Genomic DNA, 20,782 nt, shown 5'->3' with positions numbered 1-20,782 from the left:
AGCGAAGAGGTCACACCCGTTCCCATTCCGAACACGGCAGTTAAGCTCTTCAGCGCCGATGGTAGTTGGGGGTTTCCCCCTGTGAGAGTAGGACGTCGCCAAGCAGTTATATATGGAGGATTAGCTCAGCTGGGAGAGCATCTGCCTTACAAGCAGAGGGTCGGCGGTTCGATCCCGTCATCCTCCACCATTTTACACCTGCCGGTGTAGCTCAACTGGTAGAGCAACTGACTTGTAATCAGTAGGTTGGGGGTTCAAGTCCTCTTGCCGGCACCATCTTTTAGGTAGTACAAGCACGAGCCATTAGCTCAGTTGGTAGAGCATCTGACTTTTAATCAGAGGGTCGAAGGTTCGAATCCTTCATGGCTCACCATTTTATATGCGGGTGTGGCGGAATTGGCAGACGCACCAGACTTAGGATCTGGCGCCGCAAGGCGTGGGGGTTCAAGTCCCTTCACCCGCATCTTACATGCGGAAGTAGTTCAGTGGTAGAATACAACCTTGCCAAGGTTGGGGTCGCGGGTTCGAATCCCGTCTTCCGCTCCACTTTTCGTATGTGCCGGGGTGGCGGAACTGGCAGACGCACAGGACTTAAAATCCTGCGGTAGGTGACTACCGTACCGGTTCGATTCCGGTCCTCGGCACCATTATAATGTGCGCCCGTAGCTCAATTGGATAGAGCATCTGACTACGAATCAGAAGGTTGTAGGTTCGACTCCCGCCGGGCGCACCATGTTTTTTTTGCGGGAAGTAGCTCAGCTTGGTAGAGCACTTGGTTTGGGACCAAGGGGTCGCAGGTTCGAATCCTGTCTTCCCGACCACGTGATTTTTAATGAATGGGGCCTTAGCTCAGCTGGGAGAGCGCCTGCCTTGCACGCAGGAGGTCAGCGGTTCGATCCCGCTAGGCTCCACCATTTTTCACTCAAACACTTATATTATTTTGGCGGTGTAGCTCAGCTGGCTAGAGCGTACGGTTCATACCCGTGAGGTCGGGGGTTCGATCCCCTCCGCCGCTACCAATAAATATAAGGACCTTTAGCTCAGCTGGTTAGAGCAGACGGCTCATAACCGTCCGGTCGTAGGTTCGAGTCCTACAAGGTCCACCATATGCATTTTTTTACAAGCCGTGGAGGTATACCCAAGTTCGGCTGAAGGGATCGGTCTTGAAAACCGACAGGGGAGTCAAATCCCGCGGGGGTTCGAATCCCTCTACCTCCTCCATTTTTTCAAAAAAGCAGCAAGTTGTTTTGAAACAACCTTACATAGAGGAAGCGGAATAAACAAGTATACACGAAAACTTGATGCAAATCGTTTCATTATTACCGTCGCGGGGTGGAGCAGTCCGGTAGCTCGTCGGGCTCATAACCCGAAGGTCGCAGGTTCAAATCCTGTCCCCGCAATTATTAGGTCCCGTGGTGTAGCGGTTAACATGCCTGCCTGTCACGCAGGAGATCGCGGGTTCGATTCCCGTCGGGACCGCCATTTTCAATTTAATACATACGTGGCTCAGTAGCTCAGTCGGTAGAGCAAAGGACTGAAAATCCTTGTGTCGGCGGTTCGATTCCGTCCTGAGCCACCATATTTTTCAAATTACGGCGGTTGTGGCGAAGTGGTTAACGCACCTGATTGTGGTTCAGGCATTCGTGGGTTCGATTCCCATCAGTCGCCCCATTTCGCGGGTGTAGTTTAGTGGTAAAACCTCAGCCTTCCAAGCTGATGATGAGGGTTCGATTCCCTTCACCCGCTCCAAATATGGGCCTATAGCTCAGCTGGTTAGAGCGCACGCCTGATAAGCGTGAGGTCGATGGTTCGAGTCCATTTAGGCCCACCATATTCATATTGTTCCGCAGTAGCTCAGTGGTAGAGCATTCGGCTGTTAACCGAACGGTCGTAGGTTCGAGTCCTACCTGCGGAGCCATGGGGAAGTACTCAAGAGGCTGAAGAGGCGCCCCTGCTAAGGGTGTAGGTCGCGCGAGCGGCGCGAGGGTTCAAATCCCTCCTTCTCCGCCATTTGGCCCGTTGGTCAAGCGGTTAAGACACCGCCCTTTCACGGCGGTAACACGGGTTCGAATCCCGTACGGGTCATAACAAAAAAGGAAGCATACATCAATGTATGCTTCTTTTTTTCATTTCTTTTCCTTGATATAACTATCTTTTTGTTTATAGGGGATGTCTCCTAGCTGGGAATCTACATTTTCTTCTGTCAGTGCATCTTCATATTCCCTTTGCTTTTTGTTCGGAATATCTACTCTATTTTTTCCTTCGATATCATTTGCGGCAAATCCTTCATATTCTTCAGGAAATCCATTCGTTTCATCTTCGGTTTTATAAAGATCATTATAATTGTCATGATCGCCTGTGTAATCAGAAGGCGTTTCGGATGTACCGAATTTGGCAACTTCACCAAAGCTATCTTCTTTATCGACCAAATCTTTTCCATGACGATTTTCAAAATGATCTCCCTTGGATGGGATCAGTATGTCCTCTTCAACTGGACGATCTTGTACAGTTCTTCGTTCTGGGGCATGCTCGACACAGTATAGAGTGCTTGGGATTGCTTCAAGTCTTTCAACAGGGATTTCTGTATGGCAGGTTTTACAATGTCCATATGACCCTTCTTCTATAGCATTCAATGCTTCTTCGATTTTATCCATTTCAATTTGTGCATGCTCATCCAGTGCTTGATTCCGTTCCATCTCGAATAGTTCAGTTCCAAGGTCAGCCGGATGATTATCATAAGATGATAATTCCCCTACGGATTCCGTCTGGCTTTTATTCAGAACCGATTGTTCATCATTTTGTATTCTATTTCTGAGTTCATCTTTTTCTTTAAGCAGTTCATGTTTTAACATTTGCGTTTGCTGTATTGTTGCCATATCCATTTCACTCCTTCTATAGTCGTTAACACATTTAATATGGGTAAGAGGGTCGTATTATCTATTACCCGAATCGGAGTAAGGGAAAACAAATGGAGGATTGAAAAAGGACTGAGCGGAATGAGCTCAGTCCTTGAAGATTATATAAGATAGCTGATGAATAATCCTATGACCATAAGTAAGCCAAAGAAGGTGTTTGTTTGGGCCGTGGCTTTCATTGCTGGTACCATCGTGATCGGCTGTGTTTTACCGACGAAGCCTTTGATTGCTGCCATGGCTTTTGGAATGCTTAGGAATGCCAGTAGAACCCACGCTGTTACACTTCCAGTAAGGACTAGCCCAACAAGCCATAGGTAAGAGAAGGCAAACATGATAGCCATGAATGTAAGGGCATTTTTCCTGCCCATCACCACCGGCATCGTTTTGCGGCCATGTGCCTTATCTCCATCATGGTCACGGAGGTTATTGGATAGGTTGATCAGCCCGACTAATATTCCACTTGGTATGGCAATTAAGATAGCAGTTGAAGAAACATAACCGGTTTGAATGAAAAAGGCGATCAAAATGATCAAAAAGCCCATGAACAATCCTGAAAAAAGTTCCCCGAAAGGTGTATATGAGATAGGCAGGGGGCCACCTGTATAAAGATAACCGACAAGCATGCAGACGAGTCCTACTGCAGCAAGCCACCAAGATGATGCAGCGCAGATATAGATTCCAAGTATCAGTGCGATGGCGTACATGCCAAGAGCTAGGGTCATGATGAGTTTAGGGGTCATCCCATGGCGGACGATTCCGCCGCCAATTCCGACGGATTCCTTCGTATCTAAGCCTCTTTTAAAATCATAGTATTCATTGAATAAGTTTGTTGCAGCTTGAATCAGGATACTTGCAACCATCATGGCTGCGAAGAGCAGCCAATTTACGCCATCTTCCAAAAGCGCAATCACAGTTCCAAGTAAGACTGGGACAAAAGCAGCGGTTAGTGTATGTGGACGAATTAACTCCCACCAAATCTTCCAGGTCCGTTTAAGGGGAATTTCGTCGTATTCTGTTTGCATTATTTCTCTCCTCAAAATCATTATTGGTTGTCTCAAAAGTATAACAAATATTGAAATGTTGCACAAAAGGTTATCCTAATAAGTGTAGGAAAAGTCGGGAATGGTGTCAATTGGATTTCCAGGTTAATTCACTTCCAAAAACAAGGATATTTCTCTTCATTCGCTAAGATTCATATAATAAGGAAAAAAGCAGGAATGAATCGTTCGGTAAAGGGGCGTTTTATTGACATTGGGTTGAAGGGAGGTGTATCTTTAAATAGGTAAAAAAGCTTTTAAAATGTACATTTGGGGGGATTTTTTTGGCTATCTCAGAAGAAACTGAACAGTTTCAGGGGCTGGCTTCAGCTATACAACAGGCGAAGGACTTGAATGATCAAGTTCTATTCAGTCATATTAAGAAAGTTAATTGCACGAACCCCCTTTCATTTTATCAAGCTGGAAGAGAACGGTATGCGGGTGAACGCTTTTTCTGGGAGGACCCTGCAAAGGAAATAACCATCACTGGTTTAGGCAATGTTAAGAAAATCAAAGCGGCATCAAATGCCGAACGTTATAGAGAAGTCGAAAAGAGCTGGATCAAACTGCAGAATACTGCTGTCAAAACAGGGGTGACCGATGTAGAAGCGACCGGTCCTTTACTGTTTGGGGGCTTTTCTTTTGATTATGAATCTAACAGTACGCTCCTTTGGAATCAATTTGGGGATAACCTGTTTTATATACCTGCCTTCATGCTTTCAATAGTGGGGAAACAAGCTTACTTAACGACAAACTTACTTTGTTCACCTGATGATTCAGAAAAACTCTTCATAGATATGATAAATGAACGGGAAGCTTTCCTTTTTGAAAGCTTGGATGGCACTGGATTGGGTTCCAATTCCCTGCTTAAGCAGAGGGAGGTCGACCCTGAGGGATGGAAGCATACGGTCGCAGAGGCCGTAGAGGAAATCAAGACGACAGATCTCGACAAGATTGTTTTGGCAAGGGAGCTACGACTTGAGTTCGAGCGTTCCATTGATTCTGGGAAAGTGCTTGAGCAATTGATTGCTGAACAGCCATTAAGCTATATTTTCAGTTTGGAGGCGGGCGGTGACTGTTTTGTCGGTGCCACTCCTGAACGATTAATTAAGAAAAAGGGAAATGAAGTTTTTTCAACCTGTCTTGCTGGATCGATGGGACGAGGGAAAGATGAGCAAGAAGATGTTAGTCTTGGTGAAGAATTGCTTCATGACCAAAAGAATTTGCAGGAGCACCAATATGTCGTGTCGATGATATCAAAGGCCTTCGATGCTGTATGTGAAAAGGTAATGGTTCCAGCCGAACCGGAACTTATGAAAAACCGCCATATTCAGCATTTGTATACACCGGTACATGGTCTATCCAAAGAAGGTGTCACTATTTTTCAATTCGTGGAAAATCTCCATCCAACACCGGCTATGGGGGGACTTCCAAAAGAAAAGGCTGTTGTCCGAATTCGGGAAATGGAAGGTCTTGAACGCGGCTTTTATGCGGGCCCTTTAGGCTGGGTGGATACGTATGGGAACGGAGAATTTGCTGTAGGGATACGTTCTGCTCTAATACAGAATAATGAGGCATCGCTTTTTGCGGGATGCGGTGTAGTGGAGGATTCAACTCCCGAAAGTGAATTCCGGGAAACGGGAATTAAATTCAATCCGATGTTAAGTGCTTTAGGAGGAAACCTTAATGAATGACCGAGATGCATTGACAGCGTATGCTGCTTCATTTGTCGATGAGCTGGCACAAAATGAGATGAAACATGTGGTCGTGAGCCCAGGGTCACGATCTACGCCTCTCGCTTTGTTGCTCGTAGAACATCCTGATATCAAGATTCATATTAATGTGGATGAGCGATCGGCCGCTTTTTTTGCCCTTGGTCTCGCCAAGGCCTTAAAAGAACCTGTCGGACTTCTTTGTACGTCCGGTACAGCGGCTGCGAACTTTTATCCAGCCGTCATTGAAGCTTTCTATTCAAGGGTGCCACTTATTGTACTTACAGCCGATCGTCCGCATGAGTTGCGTGATGTCGGTGCCCCACAGGCAATCGATCAGATTCATCTGTACGGAAGGCAAGTTAAATGGTTTGTCGAAATGGCACTTCCTGAAAGTACAGATGAGATGATGCGGTATGCGAGAACGATCGGTGCAAGGGCAGTAGCTACTGCGGCCACTGAACCTGCTGGACCTGTACATTTGAATTTTCCGCTTCGTGAACCACTGATTCCGAATCTGGAGGAAGCAAAGGCATATAGGCAAAATAAATTGGCACCTGCCGTGTTGATCGATAGTGGAGAACGTTCACTGTCCGCATCACAAATAGAAGCTGTGACAGCTACATTGTCACAAGCGAAGCAAGGCATCATAGTGTGTGGGGAATTACCGCAACCAGAGATGAAGGAAGCCATCGTCGCATTAGCGGCTAAACTTGGTTTTCCGTTACTGGCTGACCCCCTTTCCCAGCTAAGAAGCGGGAGTCACGACAAAGCCATCATTATTGATACATACGATACGTTTCTACGCGATGAAGCCGCGAAGGCTGCTTTCAAGCCAGACGTGATCTTGCGTTTCGGGGCAATGCCTGTTTCTAAACCTTTATTGTTATTCATGAAAAAACAAAAACAAGCCATCACTTTGGTCGTCGATGGCGGAGCGGGGTGGCGCGAACCAGCCGGCTTGGCAACGAACATGATTTACTGCGATGAGAAAGATTTCTGTAAACGTGTTGGTGAAAAAATTACGGATGCCGCTGATGATGAATGGCTTGGATTATGGCAAACAGTCAACGGAGCGACAAAGAATGCGTTAGCCTCCATTCGAGATGAAGAGGAGTTAAGTGAAGGCAAACTGTTCTCCCTCCTACAGGATATGATGCCAATGGAATCCACATTATTTGTCGGTAATAGTATGCCGATACGTGATTTGGATACGTTCTTTTTGAATAATGGAAAAGGAATCAAAACCTTTGGAAATCGTGGAGCGAATGGCATTGATGGTGTCGTTTCCACTGCGCTTGGGGTAAGTACGGTATCGAAAAATACAGTGCTGGCAATCGGGGATTTAAGCTTTTTCCATGATATGAATGGCCTACTTGCGGCAAAACTTCAAAAACAAAATATCACGATATTGCTGATTAATAATGATGGAGGCGGAATATTCTCCTTCTTGCCGCAGTCAAATGACAGAGAACATTTCGAAACTCTATTCGGCACGCCTCATGGGCTTGATTTTTCCCATACTGCCCAGCTTTATGGCGGTAAATACAACAAAGTGCAAAATTGGGATGAGTTAAAGAAGGTATTTATAGAGTCGTTTGAAATCCAAGGTTTGAAAATAATCGAAGTACCAACAGAAAGAGAATCCAATGTCCAGATGCATCGAAATTTGTGGAGTTTTGTTTCCCAGGAAATAAAAATGGTATTAGATAGGGAAATATCATGAATATTGTCTGCAAGGATGTCACTTATGCTGTTGAAATAACGGGAAATGGAGAACCGCTTGTACTTTTACATGGATTTACGGGAAATCGGGATACGTGGAAATTCCTCATTCCGTTTTTACATGAGAGATATACCATGATCATGGTCGATATTATTGGCCATGGCATGTCTGCGGCACCAGCGGATTTTCATCGATATGAGATGGAACGTGTGGCTGAAGATCTCAAGTATATTTTGGAGAAGCTGCATTTCCCGAAAACCCATATCCTTGGATACTCCATGGGGGGAAGGCTTGCATTGGGTTTTGCCTGTTTGTATCCTGAGTTTGTCGATACATTGATTTTGGAAAGCGCTTCACCCGGTCTTTTAACAGAAGAGGAACGGGAAATCCGAAGGCAAAATGATAGGAAGCTTGCCGAACGGATTCTTGAAAATGGCATGGAAGCATTTGTTGATCAATGGGAAAACATCCCGCTGTTTGAAAGCCAAAAAAGGCTATCATCCAAAACAAGGTTGTCCATAAGGGAGCAGCGGTTAGCCAATGTCCCTACTGGTCTTTCAAATAGCCTTCTTGGTATGGGGACTGGCAGTCAAGCTTCTTACTGGGATGAACTCGATACCCTTGATTTTCCTGTGCTCCTTATAACAGGTGAACTCGACCCAAAGTTTTGTGAAATAGCGGATATGATGAATAAAAAGCTAAAGCGGGCTGAATGGAAAATAATAAGTGATGCCGGGCATGCGATTCATGTGGAAGATGGAGAAAAGTTTGGTAAAATAATAAGTGAGTTTTTAAAACGAAATCAAGGAGGAATTTAGATGACGATACAATGGGAAACTATACGTGAGTATGATGAAATTTTATATGAAAAATATAATGGGATCGCGAAAGTGTCCATCAACCGACCACATGTACATAATGCATTCACGCCAAAAACGACTGCTGAAATGATTGATGCATTCGCAAGAGCGCGTGATGATTCGAGCATAGGTGTCATTATTTTAACGGGTGTAGGCGGCAAAGCATTCTGTTCAGGCGGAGACCAAAAAGTACGCGGAAATGGCGGATATGTTGGTGAAGATAACATTCCACGTCTTAACGTTCTTGATTTGCAACGCTTGATTCGCGTGATTCCAAAACCTGTCGTAGCTATGGTTGCAGGTTATGCAATTGGTGGCGGTAATGTCCTGAATGTGGTATGCGACTTGACGATTGCTGCTGACAATGCGATTTTCGGACAAACTGGACCGAATGTGGGGAGCTTTGATGCAGGATATGGTTCTGGCTACTTAGCGCGTATCGTGGGCCATAAGAAGGCACGTGAGATCTGGTACCTATGCCGTCAATACAATGCTCAGGAAGCGTTGGATATGGGATTGGTCAACACGGTTGTACCATTAGACCAATTAGAAGCGGAAACAGTTAAATGGTGTGAAGAAATGCTTGAGAAGAGCCCAACGGCACTTCGTTTCTTGAAAGCGGCAATGAATGCTGACACTGATGGCCTTGCAGGTCTTCAACAATTGGCTGGCGACGCTACACTTTTATACTATACAACAGAAGAAGCAAAAGAAGGCCGCGATGCATTCAAGGAAAAACGCAATCCGGACTTTGGGCAATTCCCTCGTTTCCCTTAATGGAACGTGTGAATCGATGAGACTGCAGCTTGGCGGATAATCGCCGGGCTGTTTTCTATATCTAAATATAGGAGGGTAAGCAACCATGGCAGAAGAAAAGTTGCCGAACTGGCTGAAAAATCGGGCGCATCTTTCACCGGATCGTCCGGCAATCGAGTTTGAAGGTCATACGTATAGCTTTCTTGAACTACATACATTAACAGAGAAGATGGCTGGAAAGCTAGCGATTAAAGGTCTGAAGGCTGGCGATTCATGCGCGGTTTTACTCCGTAACCATATTGATGGTGTGGTCTTGATCCATGCACTATTTTATCTCGGTGTGAAAATTGTGATGCTGAATAATAAATTAACGGCAAAAGAGCTGTCCTGGCAGATTGAGGACAGTGAGACGGGCTTTTTGGTTTCAGAAGGTTCCTTCTCCGACAAACTCTCCGATGTTGCCGAGATACTTCCGGATTTACACCCTCTTTTAATGGAAGAATTGCCTGAAGGAGGAGCGGCAGAGATTTTGCAGGAGTTTTATCTTGATGATACGGCTACGATCATGTATACATCGGGTACGACAGGAAATCCGAAAGGCGTGATCCAAACATTCGGCAACCATTGGTGGAGTGCCGTCGGGTCGGTTTTAAACCTTGGATTGCATGAGGATGATTCTTGGTATTGTGCCGTTCCGATCTTTCATATTAGCGGACTATCCATCTTGATGAAAAATGTGATTTATGGCATGAAGGTCGTTTTGGCAGAGAGGTTTGATGAAAGGGAAGCAAACCAGAGCATTCAGGAGAATGGCGTGACGATCATCTCGGTCGTGACGGCGATGCTTAACAGGCTGTTGCGTGATTTGAAGGAGACAAGCTATCCCGATGCCTTTCGCTGTATGCTGTTAGGCGGCGGCCCTGCTCCCGTTCATTTACTTGAAGTTTGTAAGGAGAAAGGGATTCCCGTCTATCAGACGTATGGGATGACCGAAACGTCTTCACAGATTGTGACACTGGCACCGGAGTATAGCATGACAAAAATCGGATCAGCGGGAAAACCATTGTTCCCTTCGCAGTTACGGATAGAGCTGGACGGCAATATTTGTGAACCCGGTGCAGCGGGGGAAATCGTGGTTTCGGGTCCGAATGTGACAAAAGGCTATTTCAATCGTATGGACGCTACACAGCAGGCGATTGCAGATGGATGGCTTTATACCGGGGATCTTGGTTTTCTAGATGAGGAAGGCTTTTTATATGTGCTTGACCGACGCTCGGATCTGATCATATCCGGCGGAGAAAATGTTTATCCGGCGGAGATTGAAAGTGTCCTTAGTAAGCATCCTGATGTTTTCGAAGCGGGAGTGACGGGGACTGAAGATGAAAAATGGGGACAGGTACCACTTGCTTTTGTCGTCTTGCATCAAGGAGCGGATCAAAAAGAGAACGACCTGCTGGAGTATTGCAGGGAATTCTTGGCACCCTATAAAATCCCCAGGAACGTGATTTTTTGCGAGGAACTTCCCAGGAATGGTGCAAGCAAGCTGCTGAGAAGGGAACTGAAGAAGAGAATGGGGGACTGGCAATGAAGTTATCCTCCATTTCCCTAAAGGTCATTAAGGCCCCCTTGAAGCGGCCATTTAAGACGCATCTCGAAACGGTAAGTGAACGGGAAGTGATAATTGTCGAGGCCAAGGATAAAGATGGATTGATTGGATACGGAGAAGCCGTTCCTTTTTCAAGTCCTTGGTATACCGAGGAAACGATCAAAACCTGCTTTCATATGTTGGGTGATTTCTTAATACCGTTGACATTGGCCAGTCAGTTTGGACATCCTGATGAGCTGCCAGGCTTATGGAGCGGAATCAGACGGAATGCAATGGCGAAGTCGGCTCTAGAACAGGCAATTCTTGATCTATATGCGAAGCAGAAGGATGTCTATCTCGGACGGCTGTTTGGCGGCGAACGAAGTGAAGTGGCCGCTGGTGTAGTTGTTGCTTCCAATGATATAGAAGATGCGATGCACCAAATCGAGGATTTTTCCGGATTCGGTTATCAGCGTTATAAAATAAAAATCAATCCTCAAAATGATTTGGAGTTTTTAGCGGAAATACGTCGGGCCTATCCCGATATCCCACTAATGGCAGATGCCAATTCAGCGTACACTCTTGATGACATCCCACATCTGCAGAAGCTTGATGTGTTTAAGTTGATGATGATTGAGCAGCCGCTAGGTCATGACGACATTGTTGAACATTCCATTTTGCAAAAACAATTGCAGACACCTATTTGCCTAGATGAAAGCATCAATTCATATCATGACGCCAAAAGTGCGATGTCACTCAGGAGCTGTGGGGTTATCAACATTAAGATGGCAAAAGTCGGCGGCTGGACGGAAGCGGTCAAAGTCCATGATCTATGTGTGGAAAATGGCGTGCCCGTTTGGTGCGGGGGGATGATTGAATTTGGCATATCACGTGCCCATAATATCGCTCTTGCCACTTTAAAAGGGTTCACGATTCCCGGGGATATATCATCCTCATCCCGCTATTGGGAAGGGGATATAATCAATCCGGAAGTCATTGTCGAAGATGGCATGATCCAGGTTCCAAAAAAAGCCGGAATCGGTTTTTCCATCAATGAAAAGCGGCTAAAAGATTTGACTACATATAGTAAAATTTACAAATGAAAACATCAAAAGAGGTGCATATCCCACCTCTTTTTAAATGTAATGATATTCCTCTGACAGCTTTATCTGCTGCATGCCTTTTAAATCTTCGGTATATATTTCTTCACCCATTTAGTGCTTTTTAGACGGATAACCCACCCTTTTAGTAAATGATTTTAATAGGATACTAACAAATATTTTACATTGGCCCTCTAATGCTTTTATAAAATGTCATTTCCTTTAAATGGCGCGATGATGAATATTTTTTTTGGAAAATGGGGCTTTGTCTATTTTTTCTATAATGGATTATTTTGTATAATGAGATGAAAGTATAAAAACTAAGTAAAAGGGAGGGAGAGTATATGAAAAAACCGTACCTTATCGCAGAAATCCTATTAAGAAGGGGTATGCCCGACTATGTCATTAAAGAACTGACGGCATTGGAGGAGTGTGAACTGTTTCTTTTGAAGAGAAAATGGGGTCAATATAATCGAAAGACGGGTGCTTAATTGAAAACTAAAAGGGAACCGCTTTTACGTTCTGACCGGTCCCCATGTGCTTTACTGTTTTTTTAGCCGGTACCTATTGACCGGACGGCCAATGCTTCCATATTGGACGTCAAGCTGAAGGACATCTTCGTCGTGTAAGTATTCAAGATAGCGCCGGGCTGTAACTCTGGCAATTCCAATTCCATCGGCCACCTCTTCTGCGGATAAGGCTCCAGGCATCGTTTTTATGAATTTCGTCACTTGCTCAAGCGTCGCACCATTCAATCCTTTAGGAACATCGTATTTCGGACTGGTTTCAGAAGGTGTTTTATTTTGAAAGAGAATTCGGTCGAGTTGATTTTGAGAGATTTGATGGTCCGGTTCAACCTCCATCCGAAAAGCAAAATATTGTTCAAGCGTATGCTTTAGCCTTTCAAATTTAAATGGCTTGATTAAATAGTCAAAAGCCCCGTTTTGTATCATTTTTCGGATCGTTTTCTGGTCATTGGCTGCCGAAATGATGATGACATCCACATCCATTTGTTCTTTTCTTATTTGATAGAGTGTATCAACCCCGTTTAAAGCAGGCATGAAGATGTCCAAAATGACAAGATCGGGTTTAGACTGCCTGATTTTTTCCAGACCCTCAAGTCCATTGGAAGCTGTATCAAAGACTTTAAAAGAAGGCAGGCGCTCGATGAATTGTTTGTTAACCTCTTGGACCATTGGGTCGTCTTCAATTAAAAGTACACGAATTTCATTAGTCATTTTGGTTCTCCTCTATATCATGCATGGGAAAGGAAAGAAAAAAGCTTGTCCCTTCGTTATGCCGTGTCGTGAATTTCATTTCGCCGTTCGCTTTTTTTACAATTTGATTTATTAAATAAAGGCCAATTCCTGATCCTTCCGCACCTTTTGTTGTAAAACCATATTCGAATATATCTTCATGAATGTCCTCGGGAATACCGGGTCCGTTATCCTCGAGGACGATTTGACAATGTCGTTCATCCTGGTAGATGGATAGATAAACCTGTTTTATGTCCTCTTCGCAATGTTTTAGCGCGGCGAAAGAATTTTCGATCAAGTTTCCGATTATCAAAACAAAATCGTGATGATCCATATCAGTTGGAAAGTGGTCCAATTTCATGTGCTTATCCATTATGAGTTCGATTCCGAGTTCCCGTCCCAAAGAGATCTTGCTTAATATAAGCCCCACAATATTATCATCGTGAATATGCTTCGTTAAAAACCTGGTCAATTCCTCTTGCTCTTCCGTGATTTGAAAAATGTAATGCAGTGCTTCGTCAAGATTCCCCAGCTGGATCAATCCTGCTATCGTATGAAGTTTGTTCATATGCTCATGGTTTTGAACGCGCAGGGCTTCAACGAATGCTTTGACACTGGTCAACTCTTCAGCAAGCTTCGTCACATCGGTGCGATCCTGGAAAATGGCCACGGCACCAATCGTTTTATCCGCAATCTTTATCGGTACCCGGTTGCTTACAATATTCCTGTTTTGAACCGAGATTTCCTGATTGAAGATGGGGGATGTCCGGTCGAGCACTTCCGGGAGACGGGTATCATGTATAATATCATTGATATTCTTGCCTATTACCGCACCGTTAATTTTGAATATTTGCTTAGCCTTTTCATTGAAAATCGTGATGGTCTGATTATTATCTATGGCAATGACCCCTTCATGCATGGCATTGAAGGCAGCGGTCCTTTCGACTAACATCCGTGTAATTTCATGTGGTTCAAGTTGGAAGGTCTCTTTTTTTATCTGCCTGGCCATGAGCCATGAACCACATGCACCGAATAGAAGTGTAAGAAAAAGGATAATCGCGATTTCGCCTCTCAAATCCTTGATTAATTCCGGGATTGTCGGCAAGATATTCCCAACCAGAACAACGCCGATTTGCTCGTTTTCCTTATCAAGAATCGGGACAAAGGCACGTATGGAAATGCCTAGTTCGCCAGCCGCCTTTGAAATGTACTCGTGTTCAGCAAAGGCAGCGCTTTCGTCGTTGCTGTTCGATGGGGTCCCCAATTGACTGAACACTGGATGTGAATAGCGTATATGCTGATTGTTGAGCACAACTATATAATCTGCTTGATGGAATTTCCTTAAGTTTTCAATCATCGGGTTCAGTTGCTTCCAGCCTTCGGGCTCGCGAACAAATTTTTGAACTTCAGGGAGCTCGGCAATGGTGTGGGCAGTGATCATGGAGCGTTTGCCGATTTCGTCTTCCCTGACTGAAACGATATTTCCAAATATAAAAATCCCGCCTATAAGTATCGAAAAAGCGACGATTACGAATGATAGCAGGGTGATTTTGAATTGAATGGGCATATGAAAGGATTTATCCATTATTTTTCCTCCATTACTTCTATACTTTATAGTAACAGAATTTCTATCTCTTTTCGCTGTTTTTCGCGCATTGTATTACGACAGTAAAATGGCTGTGATAGAATAGAAATAATATGAAGTGAGCGGTAAGGAGTTGTCGATATGCGTGCATTATGGGGGTATTTCATTTTAATTGGCATGGGGCTTTTGATAGCCGTCTATATATCGTTTCAATCGTTCTTTACCAGCTTCGGTTTCAATTTGCCGAAGGATGAGGAGCAGGTGGGGATGGAGGATCAGATCGTAATTAAGTTCAGTCATGTCGTCGCAGAAAATACACCTAAAGGGCTGGCTGCGAACCGATTCGCCAAACTTGTGGATGAATATACAGATCATCGTGTCAAAATTGAAGTTTATCCTAATCAATCCTTATATAGTGATCATGAAGAAATCGATGCGTTACACGAAAACAAGGTACAGATGATTGCTCCAACTACATCCAAAATTACGAACATATCAAAAAAATGGATGCTTTTGGACCTTCCTTACGTTTTTCCTACCGACGCTGCCTTGCAGGAAGCTTTGAATGGAGAAGTGGGAGAAGAGCTGCTTACGCATTTAAATACCATGGATATCGAGGGTCTCGCATTCTGGTCGAATAACTACAAGCAGATTACAAGTAATAAACCGATACGGCATCCAAGTGATTTTGCAGGAAAGAATTTTAGAATCATGCCAAGTGCAGTCCTGGAAAGCCAATTCACGCATTTTGGGGCAACCACATCGGAGCTGGAATTTAATGATACGTTTAAAAGTCTTGAAATCAATAAGACGGACAGCCAGGAAAATACGATCTCGAATATCTATTCCAAGAAATTATATGAGGTGCAAAAATATTTAACGATCAGTGATCACGGGTATCTAGGGTATGTCGTCATGATAAACAAGCCGTTTTGGGACAAGCTTCCACTGGATATTCAGCAGGAAATCCAACGAGCAATGGACGATACAACCAAATGGCTATGGATCAAATCAAATGAATTGAATCAGGAGCAACTTCGGGAAATCAAGCAAAAATCTAACATCGACATTTATACATTGTCAGATGAAGAAAAGAAAGAGTGGATGGATGAGATGACGGTCATCTATCCAGAATTCGAGGCTACGATTGGAACGGAATTGATGAGGAAAATGGAGAAAATTCGCGAGAAGTATTTAAAAGAATAACGAACGTAAGGGAATCCCCATTGAAAGGGGTTCCCTTTTTCTTTATCGTTCCCGATAGAATTACTCGTCTTGATTTTGTAAAAAATCAATCATTTCTTCATAATCATATGTTTTTAACACCAAACCATTTTCATCGAACACGATGAATGCAGGTTCTTTCTTTAATTCAAGTTTTGGATAGTGCTCATTCAATGACTTGTAAGATGCTTCATTTGTAATTGGGCTCACATTGGTTATATTACTCTCTTCTAGTAAATCAAATGTAATTTCTTTACCAACGGCTTGGAGCGAATACTTATGACCCTCACTAGGCAAAAGATTCGGATGAATTCTAGCGAAATCATCTTTTTCATCCGTGCACGCAACTAGCATTGATAGGAGTAGAAGCACTAAACTTCCATTTATGATCTTTTTCATATTCTCCCCTCTCTATACTTAATTTGATTATTTCATAAATTGTAATAATTAAAGCTTATCACAGGTTACTTAAGAACAAGAGGCTATCAGCAATCAATTTGCTTTGTCAAGAACCGAAACTCCAAATTGCTGAAAGCTGACAAAACGAAAATGAACTCTTTAAAGTGCCGGGGTACAAAAAAGAAGCGGATTCAGAGGGATCCGCTTCTTTTTCGTCTATTTCAATGCAGTTTGCAGTGTCTTGATATTTTTTTCCATTAAACTGAAGTAATCTTCACCGGCTTCAATGTCTTTATCCGTCAATACGGAAAGGTTATGGAGCGTAAGTGATTTTGCTCCCATTTCCTTTTGAATGATCTCTGTTAATTTTGAACTGATATTCTGCTCAAAGATGACATAGTTCAAGTTTTCTTTATTAGCCATGGTAACGATTTTTTCCAGATCCTTTTGAGAAGGCTCGTTTGAAGACGTTAGCCCTGTGACACCAATCTGTTCAAGTCCATATCGTTCCTCCCAATAACCATAAGCGGAATGCGAAACGATGATCTTATTGGTACGGCCAGATTCGATTGTCGTCGCGAATTTTTTATCGAGTGCCTTCAGCTTTTCGGAAAGTTCGTTGAATCGGCTGTTGAAATATTCTTCCTGTTCAGGCATTTTTTTCGTTAATTCTTCCTTGATGCTTTTAGCCATTTCAATGGAATAGATGGGATCCAACCACAAATGGGGATTAACGCCACCATGATCATGACCGTCTTCTTCATGTGCATGTTCGTGTTCATTTTCATCTAGATGAACCGTTTCACCTACAGCGACTGTGGTGACGCCCTCTTTGCTTAAAATCGGTTTAGCTTTGGTTACGAAGCCTTCAAGATGATAACCAATATAGAAAAATAGGTCTGACTCAGCCATTTTTACAATATCCTTTTGAGAGGGATCAAACGAGTGTTCATCCGTTCCGGGGGGATATACCGTTTCGACGTTTACGTACTCCCCGCCAATAGCTTCCGTGAAGTATTGTAAAGGGTAAACCGTCGTGTAGACGTTTAAAATGTTTTTATCAGTATGGTTAGTTTCTCCCTTTAAATTGCCACAGCCTGAAAGAAATAGCGCTGTAACTAGAAAAAGGGAGAGTAGTACTCTTTTTTTCATGTATAACTCTCCTTATTAGATAATTCGTATTGATTACGATTTGAGTTTTATATGTTAAAAACGAAATGATTCCGATTTGACTTCTGTATAATACAAAAGATTACACAAGAAAGCAAGGTTTTTTCTAATGATTTTCACCTTTTTTCTTTTTTTCTGGAACAAGGTCAATGCCTCCTGGATGAAATGGATGACATTTAAGAATCCGGACGATGGCTAACCAGCTTCCTTTTATCGGACCGAACCGATTTATCGCTTCTAATCCATAATGGGAACAAGTCGGATAAAAACGGCAGGTGGGTGGTTTTAATGGAGAAATGGCAACTTGGTAAAAACGGATGATTCCCATTAATATTTTTTTCAAAATGTTTTCATCCCTTTTCGAGTAAATTCACTACCTCCAATTATAGCATATTTTCTAAATTTCCAATAAGGTAAACATATTGGAAATCCGAGCTGAATAATAAGAATTAATTTTAAAGGATGAAATATATTGTTATTCAAGGTAAAATGGAGATGACATACTATTAAGGAGTGAATTAAATGCCTTCAGTTGAAAGCTTTGAATTAGATCATAACGCTGTTAAAGCCCCATATGTTAGACATTGCGGTGTCCATAAGGTAGGAACAGATGGTGTTGTTAATAAATTTGATATCCGTTTTTGCCAGCCGAATAAACAAGCGATGAAGCCTGATACGATCCACACATTGGAACATTTGCTAGCATTCAATATCCGTAAGCATTCTGAACGATACGATCATTTTGATATTATCGATATTTCGCCTATGGGATGTCAAACAGGTTATTACCTTGTGGTCAGCGGTGAGCCGACAGTAACGGAAATAATCGATGTTCTTGAAGATACATTCAAGGATGCCGTTACAATTACAGAAATTCCTGCAGCAAATGAAAAACAATGCGGGCAAGCAAAATTGCATGACCTTGAAGGAGCAAAGAAATTAATGAATTTCTGGCTTTCACAAGATAAAGAAGATCTTCATAAAGTTTTCGGTTAATAAAAAAATGAAAAAGTTCCTGTCATTAAATTGACAGGAACTTTTTTCATTTTTCGGGCTCTTCATTTTTTGCGTCATCTTCAGGCAAAGGATCAATAGGATCCACTGTATGCTTGTAGCTGTAACCTTTTCCAATCGTTAGAACGGATAATGCCAATACAATCAGAATCACGATGATGGAGATCACTAAAACCGTAACCATACTTTACAGCTCCTATCGGTTCCATTTTAGTTTCATTTTAGCATAAGAACAGGATCAGAAAATGTTTCAATTTTTGAATAGAGGGAATCATAAAGGTATAACCAACTTACGGAGGTAGATATTTATGGCCCAGAAAAAATTAGGAACTTTAGTGAATAAGGAAATTGCAAACTTCAGTGTTCTTTATACGAAAATTCATAATTACCACTGGTTCGTGAATGGACCTCACTTCTTTGAACTTCACCAAAAATTGGAAGAGTTATATGTAGAAGTGACATCCAATTATGACGAATTGGCCGAACGACTATTGGCCATTGGTGAAAAACCGGTTGCTACCCTTAAAGAGTACATGGTATTAACTACGATTGAAGAAGCAACAGGTAACGAAAATACTGAAGATATGGTTCAAAGCGTCATCAACGACTTCGAGAAGCTATCTGAAGAGTTCTTAGAAATCATTGCAGTGGCTGAAGAAGAAGATCCGGTTACAGCTGATATGCTGACAGGCATGAAGAAAAGCTTAAACAAACATGCTTGGATGCTGCGTGCGTACTTAGGACATTAAGGTTAAGGGAAAAGCTCTGCTTCGGTAGGGCTTTTTTTTTATGGACGAAGAAAATTAAAACAACAAAAAAGGCATCCATCAAAGGAGGGACACCTGACAAAGTATGTATTAATGAATATTCCTAGGCGGAAAATGTGTAGGTTTCGTGTCGTTCATGCTACTTTGTGCGAACTTCCCTTTTAATGTTTCAATAATGTAAAGGCCCATTAGATTAGTTAGTTCTTGATCATCCATCTCTTGAAGCAATTCGAAAATTTCCTTACGGTCCAGTTGTTCCAGAACCGCAAAAGTAAGCATATCAATATCCTCTTCATCGCCAGTCAACTTATTACGGTACATATTGTATAATTCTTCAATTAACTTCAAAACTTTCACCTCACATTTCTTAGAAATCCGTTATCTCCTTATATGTAGGTTATCAAAAAAACCTCTGGGTGCATATAAAAATTTGAAGGATGCTTGGGCTTATTATATGTTTTACCCTTTGAAAGATACTTTAATCTATTATTTAACAACTTTGTCCTTCTATAAACAAAATTTTCCATTGTATGAAGTGGGGAATTACGTGAAAAAATAAGCGTAGGATATTTGGAAAGGGTGGATGAATGTGTCTGAAAAAAGGAAAAAGTATTACATTTGGCTTCCGAATGGGCAGATAACACAAGATAGAGAAAGTTCTCCGTGGAATTTCGAGATTGAGGCCACCGATAACGAAGTCCTCCAGTTACGTGAGTTATTTGATTATAATTATTCAATAGGGGAAGAAAACTTTTACCGGGCACATGTCCCATACCTTCAATATCATTTTGACCGCGAAAATGATAAACAAGATATCACACTCCAAAAAATTTACGAAATGATTTATCAACTTGGTACTGAAGAAGGAAGACAGCATATAGAAAGTATGGGGATTTTACAGGCAAAACCAACAGACGATGGCCTCGAGTATTGAGGGGCCATCGTTTTTTCGATGTGATGAAGATTCTTGCTAGATAGTAGGTTATTTTATCCATATAATGAGTAATGAGTCCAATAAATTTAATGATTATTTCTTATATGGAGAGAAGGGGAAAAATGAACCGGTTTTTTGATAAGAATGGATATATGGTGGAATTCTCCGAGGATCCCGTTTTTGGGGAGTCCTGGCATGTTTTTGTGCTCAGCAGGTATAAGAGAAGGTGGGTATTGACTAAACACAGAGAGCGGGGATTGGAATTCCCGGGAGGTAAGCGAGAAGCAGGAGAGTCGATTGAAGAAGCAGCTATAAGGGAAGTGTATGAAGAAACGGGGGGATTGGTTGGGCAACTGCGATTTTTGGGACAATATAAAGTACATGATCCGATAAAACCAATCATTAAATCGATATACTTTGCTAATTTACGTGAGGTGGAAAAGAAAGAAGATTACCTGGAAACCGACGGTCCGATCTTCTTGGATATATTGCCTGAGGTACTTGGCGATGAGTTTAGTTTCATCATGAAAGATAAAATCGTGCCGTTGAGCATATCAAGGCTGGATGATGGCTTTTTGCTGAGAAACGAGTGAATTGCCGGAACTCACGAGTAAATGGACGAAATTTACGAGTAAATGACTAAAATTCACGAGTAAATTGCCGGAACCCACGAGTAAACGCGAGAAACCCGCGGGTAATGCCACAAATTTGGCAATGAAAATGAAACTGCCGAGGGTTATCG

The 20,782-nt window shown here is 42.6% G+C and carries 21 protein-coding genes, 21 tRNA genes and 1 rRNA gene; 34 read left to right on the top strand and 9 right to left on the bottom strand.

Translation table 11 applies throughout. From position 1 onward, the window contains the following. The 22 genes from rrf to ACFWE9_RS09225 all read left to right on the top strand — a co-directional run. Positions 1-104: ribosomal RNA gene (rrf, locus tag ACFWE9_RS09330) — 5S ribosomal RNA — on the top strand; the annotation flags it as partial. 10 nt (positions 105-114) lie between these two features. Next, positions 115-190 (top strand) — tRNA-Val (locus ACFWE9_RS09325). 10 nt (positions 191-200) lie between these two features. Next, positions 201-276, top strand: a tRNA-Thr gene (locus ACFWE9_RS09320). A gap of 21 nt (positions 277-297) precedes the next feature. Further along, positions 298-373, top strand: a tRNA-Lys gene (locus tag ACFWE9_RS09315). Between the two features lie 8 nt (positions 374-381). Continuing rightward, positions 382-463, top strand: a tRNA-Leu gene (locus tag ACFWE9_RS09310). An 8-nt stretch (positions 464-471) separates the two neighbouring features. Continuing rightward, a tRNA-Gly gene (locus ACFWE9_RS09305) sits at positions 472-546 on the top strand. A 12-nt stretch (positions 547-558) separates the two neighbouring features. Next, a tRNA-Leu gene (locus ACFWE9_RS09300) sits at positions 559-647 on the top strand. 9 nt (positions 648-656) lie between these two features. After that, positions 657-733, top strand: a tRNA-Arg gene (locus tag ACFWE9_RS09295). Positions 734-744: 11 nt separating this feature from the next. Further along, positions 745-821: transfer RNA gene (locus ACFWE9_RS09290), tRNA-Pro, on the top strand. Between the two features lie 17 nt (positions 822-838). After that, positions 839-914: transfer RNA gene (locus ACFWE9_RS09285), tRNA-Ala, on the top strand. A gap of 28 nt (positions 915-942) precedes the next feature. Continuing rightward, positions 943-1,019, top strand: a tRNA-Met gene (locus tag ACFWE9_RS09280). A 10-nt stretch (positions 1,020-1,029) separates the two neighbouring features. Continuing rightward, positions 1,030-1,106 (top strand) — tRNA-Ile (locus ACFWE9_RS09275). Positions 1,107-1,128: 22 nt separating this feature from the next. Beyond that, a tRNA-Ser gene (locus tag ACFWE9_RS09270) sits at positions 1,129-1,221 on the top strand. Positions 1,222-1,326: 105 nt separating this feature from the next. Further along, positions 1,327-1,400 (top strand) — tRNA-Met (locus tag ACFWE9_RS09265). 6 nt (positions 1,401-1,406) lie between these two features. Then, positions 1,407-1,482, top strand: a tRNA-Asp gene (locus ACFWE9_RS09260). Positions 1,483-1,503: 21 nt separating this feature from the next. Next, a tRNA-Phe gene (locus ACFWE9_RS09255) sits at positions 1,504-1,579 on the top strand. 16 nt (positions 1,580-1,595) lie between these two features. Continuing rightward, a tRNA-His gene (locus tag ACFWE9_RS09250) sits at positions 1,596-1,671 on the top strand. A 4-nt stretch (positions 1,672-1,675) separates the two neighbouring features. Then, positions 1,676-1,749, top strand: a tRNA-Gly gene (locus ACFWE9_RS09245). Between the two features lie 5 nt (positions 1,750-1,754). Then, positions 1,755-1,831, top strand: a tRNA-Ile gene (locus tag ACFWE9_RS09240). Positions 1,832-1,843: 12 nt separating this feature from the next. Beyond that, positions 1,844-1,918, top strand: a tRNA-Asn gene (locus ACFWE9_RS09235). Between the two features lies 1 nt (position 1,919). Next, a tRNA-Ser gene (locus ACFWE9_RS09230) sits at positions 1,920-2,010 on the top strand. 3 nt (positions 2,011-2,013) lie between these two features. Continuing rightward, positions 2,014-2,085 (top strand) — tRNA-Glu (locus ACFWE9_RS09225). Positions 2,086-2,126: 41 nt separating this feature from the next. Here ACFWE9_RS09225 and ACFWE9_RS09220 read toward each other — a convergent pair. After that, positions 2,127-2,876, bottom strand: a complete 750-nt coding sequence (locus ACFWE9_RS09220) for a TraR/DksA C4-type zinc finger protein (RefSeq protein WP_230158746.1) — start codon at positions 2,874-2,876, stop codon at positions 2,127-2,129. Positions 2,877-3,016: 140 nt separating this feature from the next. After that, positions 3,017-3,937, bottom strand: coding sequence for a 1,4-dihydroxy-2-naphthoate polyprenyltransferase (locus ACFWE9_RS09215; RefSeq protein WP_230158747.1), 921 nt, complete (start codon positions 3,935-3,937; stop codon positions 3,017-3,019). 299 nt (positions 3,938-4,236) lie between these two features. Here ACFWE9_RS09215 and ACFWE9_RS09210 point away from each other — a divergent pair, with 299 nt between their 5' ends. The 7 genes from ACFWE9_RS09210 to ACFWE9_RS09180 all read left to right on the top strand — a co-directional run bounded on the left by ACFWE9_RS09210 (position 4,237) and on the right by ACFWE9_RS09180 (position 12,182). Then, positions 4,237-5,646 (top strand): isochorismate synthase, encoded by a 1,410-nt coding sequence (locus ACFWE9_RS09210; RefSeq protein ID WP_230158748.1) that lies wholly within the window; start codon positions 4,237-4,239, stop codon positions 5,644-5,646. Then, entirely contained in the window at positions 5,639-7,390 is a 1,752-nt protein-coding gene (gene menD / locus ACFWE9_RS09205; RefSeq protein WP_230158749.1) for a 2-succinyl-5-enolpyruvyl-6-hydroxy-3-cyclohexene-1-carboxylic-acid synthase, read from the top strand. The genes ACFWE9_RS09210 and menD overlap by 8 nt, the downstream gene beginning before the upstream one ends. Continuing rightward, positions 7,387-8,208, top strand: a complete 822-nt coding sequence (menH, locus tag ACFWE9_RS09200) for a 2-succinyl-6-hydroxy-2,4-cyclohexadiene-1-carboxylate synthase (protein WP_230158750.1) — start codon at positions 7,387-7,389, stop codon at positions 8,206-8,208. The genes menD and menH overlap by 4 nt, the downstream gene beginning before the upstream one ends. Further along, positions 8,209-9,027 carry a 1,4-dihydroxy-2-naphthoyl-CoA synthase gene (menB, locus tag ACFWE9_RS09195; protein ID WP_230158751.1) on the top strand — a complete coding sequence of 273 codons (819 nt, stop codon included), beginning with the start codon at positions 8,209-8,211 and terminating at the stop codon, positions 9,025-9,027. It abuts the gene before it with no gap. 85 nt (positions 9,028-9,112) lie between these two features. Beyond that, a complete protein-coding gene (locus tag ACFWE9_RS09190; RefSeq protein ID WP_230158752.1) occupies positions 9,113-10,594 on the top strand; it encodes an o-succinylbenzoate--CoA ligase in 1,482 nt (493 codons plus the stop codon). Continuing rightward, positions 10,591-11,694: an o-succinylbenzoate synthase gene (menC, locus tag ACFWE9_RS09185; protein WP_230158753.1), complete on the top strand. Its 1,104-nt coding sequence runs from the start codon at positions 10,591-10,593 to the stop codon at positions 11,692-11,694. Before ACFWE9_RS09190 ends, menC begins: the two co-directional genes overlap by 4 nt. A 341-nt stretch (positions 11,695-12,035) precedes the next feature. Beyond that, complete coding sequence (locus ACFWE9_RS09180; RefSeq protein WP_230158754.1) at positions 12,036-12,182, top strand: hypothetical protein; 147 nt, start codon at positions 12,036-12,038, stop codon at positions 12,180-12,182. 51 nt (positions 12,183-12,233) lie between these two features. On the opposite strand, the gene ACFWE9_RS09175 is transcribed toward ACFWE9_RS09180, so the two are convergent. Together ACFWE9_RS09175 and ACFWE9_RS09170 are read right to left on the bottom strand one after the other, a co-directional pair. After that, complete coding sequence (locus ACFWE9_RS09175) at positions 12,234-12,929, bottom strand: response regulator (RefSeq protein ID WP_230158755.1); 696 nt, start codon at positions 12,927-12,929, stop codon at positions 12,234-12,236. Continuing rightward, positions 12,922-14,532, bottom strand: coding sequence for an ATP-binding protein (locus ACFWE9_RS09170; protein WP_230158756.1), 1,611 nt, complete (start codon positions 14,530-14,532; stop codon positions 12,922-12,924). Before ACFWE9_RS09170 ends, ACFWE9_RS09175 begins: the two co-directional genes overlap by 8 nt. 141 nt (positions 14,533-14,673) lie before the next feature. Between ACFWE9_RS09170 and ACFWE9_RS09165 the strand changes: the two genes are divergently transcribed. Beyond that, the gene (locus ACFWE9_RS09165) at positions 14,674-15,738 is read left to right on the top strand and encodes a DctP family TRAP transporter solute-binding subunit (protein ID WP_230158757.1); all 1,065 of its coding nucleotides are present in this window, start codon (positions 14,674-14,676) and stop codon (positions 15,736-15,738) included. A 60-nt stretch (positions 15,739-15,798) separates the two neighbouring features. On the opposite strand, the gene ACFWE9_RS09160 is transcribed toward ACFWE9_RS09165, so the two are convergent. From ACFWE9_RS09160 to yidD, 3 genes are all read right to left on the bottom strand, one after another. Further along, positions 15,799-16,155 (bottom strand): hypothetical protein, encoded by a 357-nt coding sequence (locus tag ACFWE9_RS09160; protein WP_230158758.1) that lies wholly within the window; start codon positions 16,153-16,155, stop codon positions 15,799-15,801. A gap of 216 nt (positions 16,156-16,371) precedes the next feature. After that, the gene (locus ACFWE9_RS09155) at positions 16,372-17,307 is read right to left on the bottom strand and encodes a metal ABC transporter solute-binding protein, Zn/Mn family (protein ID WP_230158759.1); all 936 of its coding nucleotides are present in this window, start codon (positions 17,305-17,307) and stop codon (positions 16,372-16,374) included. Between the two features lie 124 nt (positions 17,308-17,431). Then, on the bottom strand, positions 17,432-17,653 hold the full coding sequence (yidD, locus tag ACFWE9_RS09150) for a membrane protein insertion efficiency factor YidD (RefSeq protein WP_377356544.1): 222 nt from the start codon (positions 17,651-17,653) through the stop codon (positions 17,432-17,434). Positions 17,654-17,847: 194 nt separating this feature from the next. Here yidD and ACFWE9_RS09145 point away from each other — a divergent pair, with 194 nt between their 5' ends. Then, entirely contained in the window at positions 17,848-18,321 is a 474-nt protein-coding gene (locus ACFWE9_RS09145) for an S-ribosylhomocysteine lyase (protein WP_116821104.1), read from the top strand. A 46-nt stretch (positions 18,322-18,367) separates the two neighbouring features. Here ACFWE9_RS09145 and ytzI read toward each other — a convergent pair whose 3' ends face one another. Next, the gene (ytzI, locus tag ACFWE9_RS09140; protein ID WP_230158760.1) at positions 18,368-18,523 is read right to left on the bottom strand and encodes a YtzI protein; all 156 of its coding nucleotides are present in this window, start codon (positions 18,521-18,523) and stop codon (positions 18,368-18,370) included. Positions 18,524-18,647: 124 nt separating this feature from the next. On the opposite strand from ytzI, the gene ACFWE9_RS09135 reads away from it, so the two are divergent. After that, positions 18,648-19,088, top strand: a complete 441-nt coding sequence (locus ACFWE9_RS09135; protein WP_230158761.1) for a Dps family protein — start codon at positions 18,648-18,650, stop codon at positions 19,086-19,088. Positions 19,089-19,196: 108 nt separating this feature from the next. Here the strand turns inward: ACFWE9_RS09135 and ACFWE9_RS09130 are convergent, their stop codons facing one another. Further along, a complete protein-coding gene (locus ACFWE9_RS09130; RefSeq protein ID WP_377356534.1) occupies positions 19,197-19,463 on the bottom strand; it encodes a DUF6154 family protein in 267 nt (88 codons plus the stop codon). Positions 19,464-19,689: 226 nt separating this feature from the next. Between ACFWE9_RS09130 and ACFWE9_RS09125 the strand changes: the two genes are divergently transcribed. Further along, positions 19,690-20,040, top strand: coding sequence for a hydrolase (locus ACFWE9_RS09125; RefSeq protein WP_230158763.1), 351 nt, complete (start codon positions 19,690-19,692; stop codon positions 20,038-20,040). Between the two features lie 71 nt (positions 20,041-20,111). Further along, positions 20,112-20,633, top strand: coding sequence for an RNA deprotection pyrophosphohydrolase (gene ytkD, locus ACFWE9_RS09120; protein WP_377356532.1), 522 nt, complete (start codon positions 20,112-20,114; stop codon positions 20,631-20,633). Positions 20,634-20,782: the final 149 nt, after the last annotated feature.

Source organism: Peribacillus sp. NPDC060253 (assembly GCF_042727425.1).
In the GTDB taxonomy this organism is placed as follows: domain Bacteria; phylum Bacillota; class Bacilli; order Bacillales; family DSM-1321; genus Peribacillus.
The sequence above is the reverse complement of the archived record's forward strand: the minus strand, read 5'-3'. Positions and strand labels throughout refer to the sequence as shown.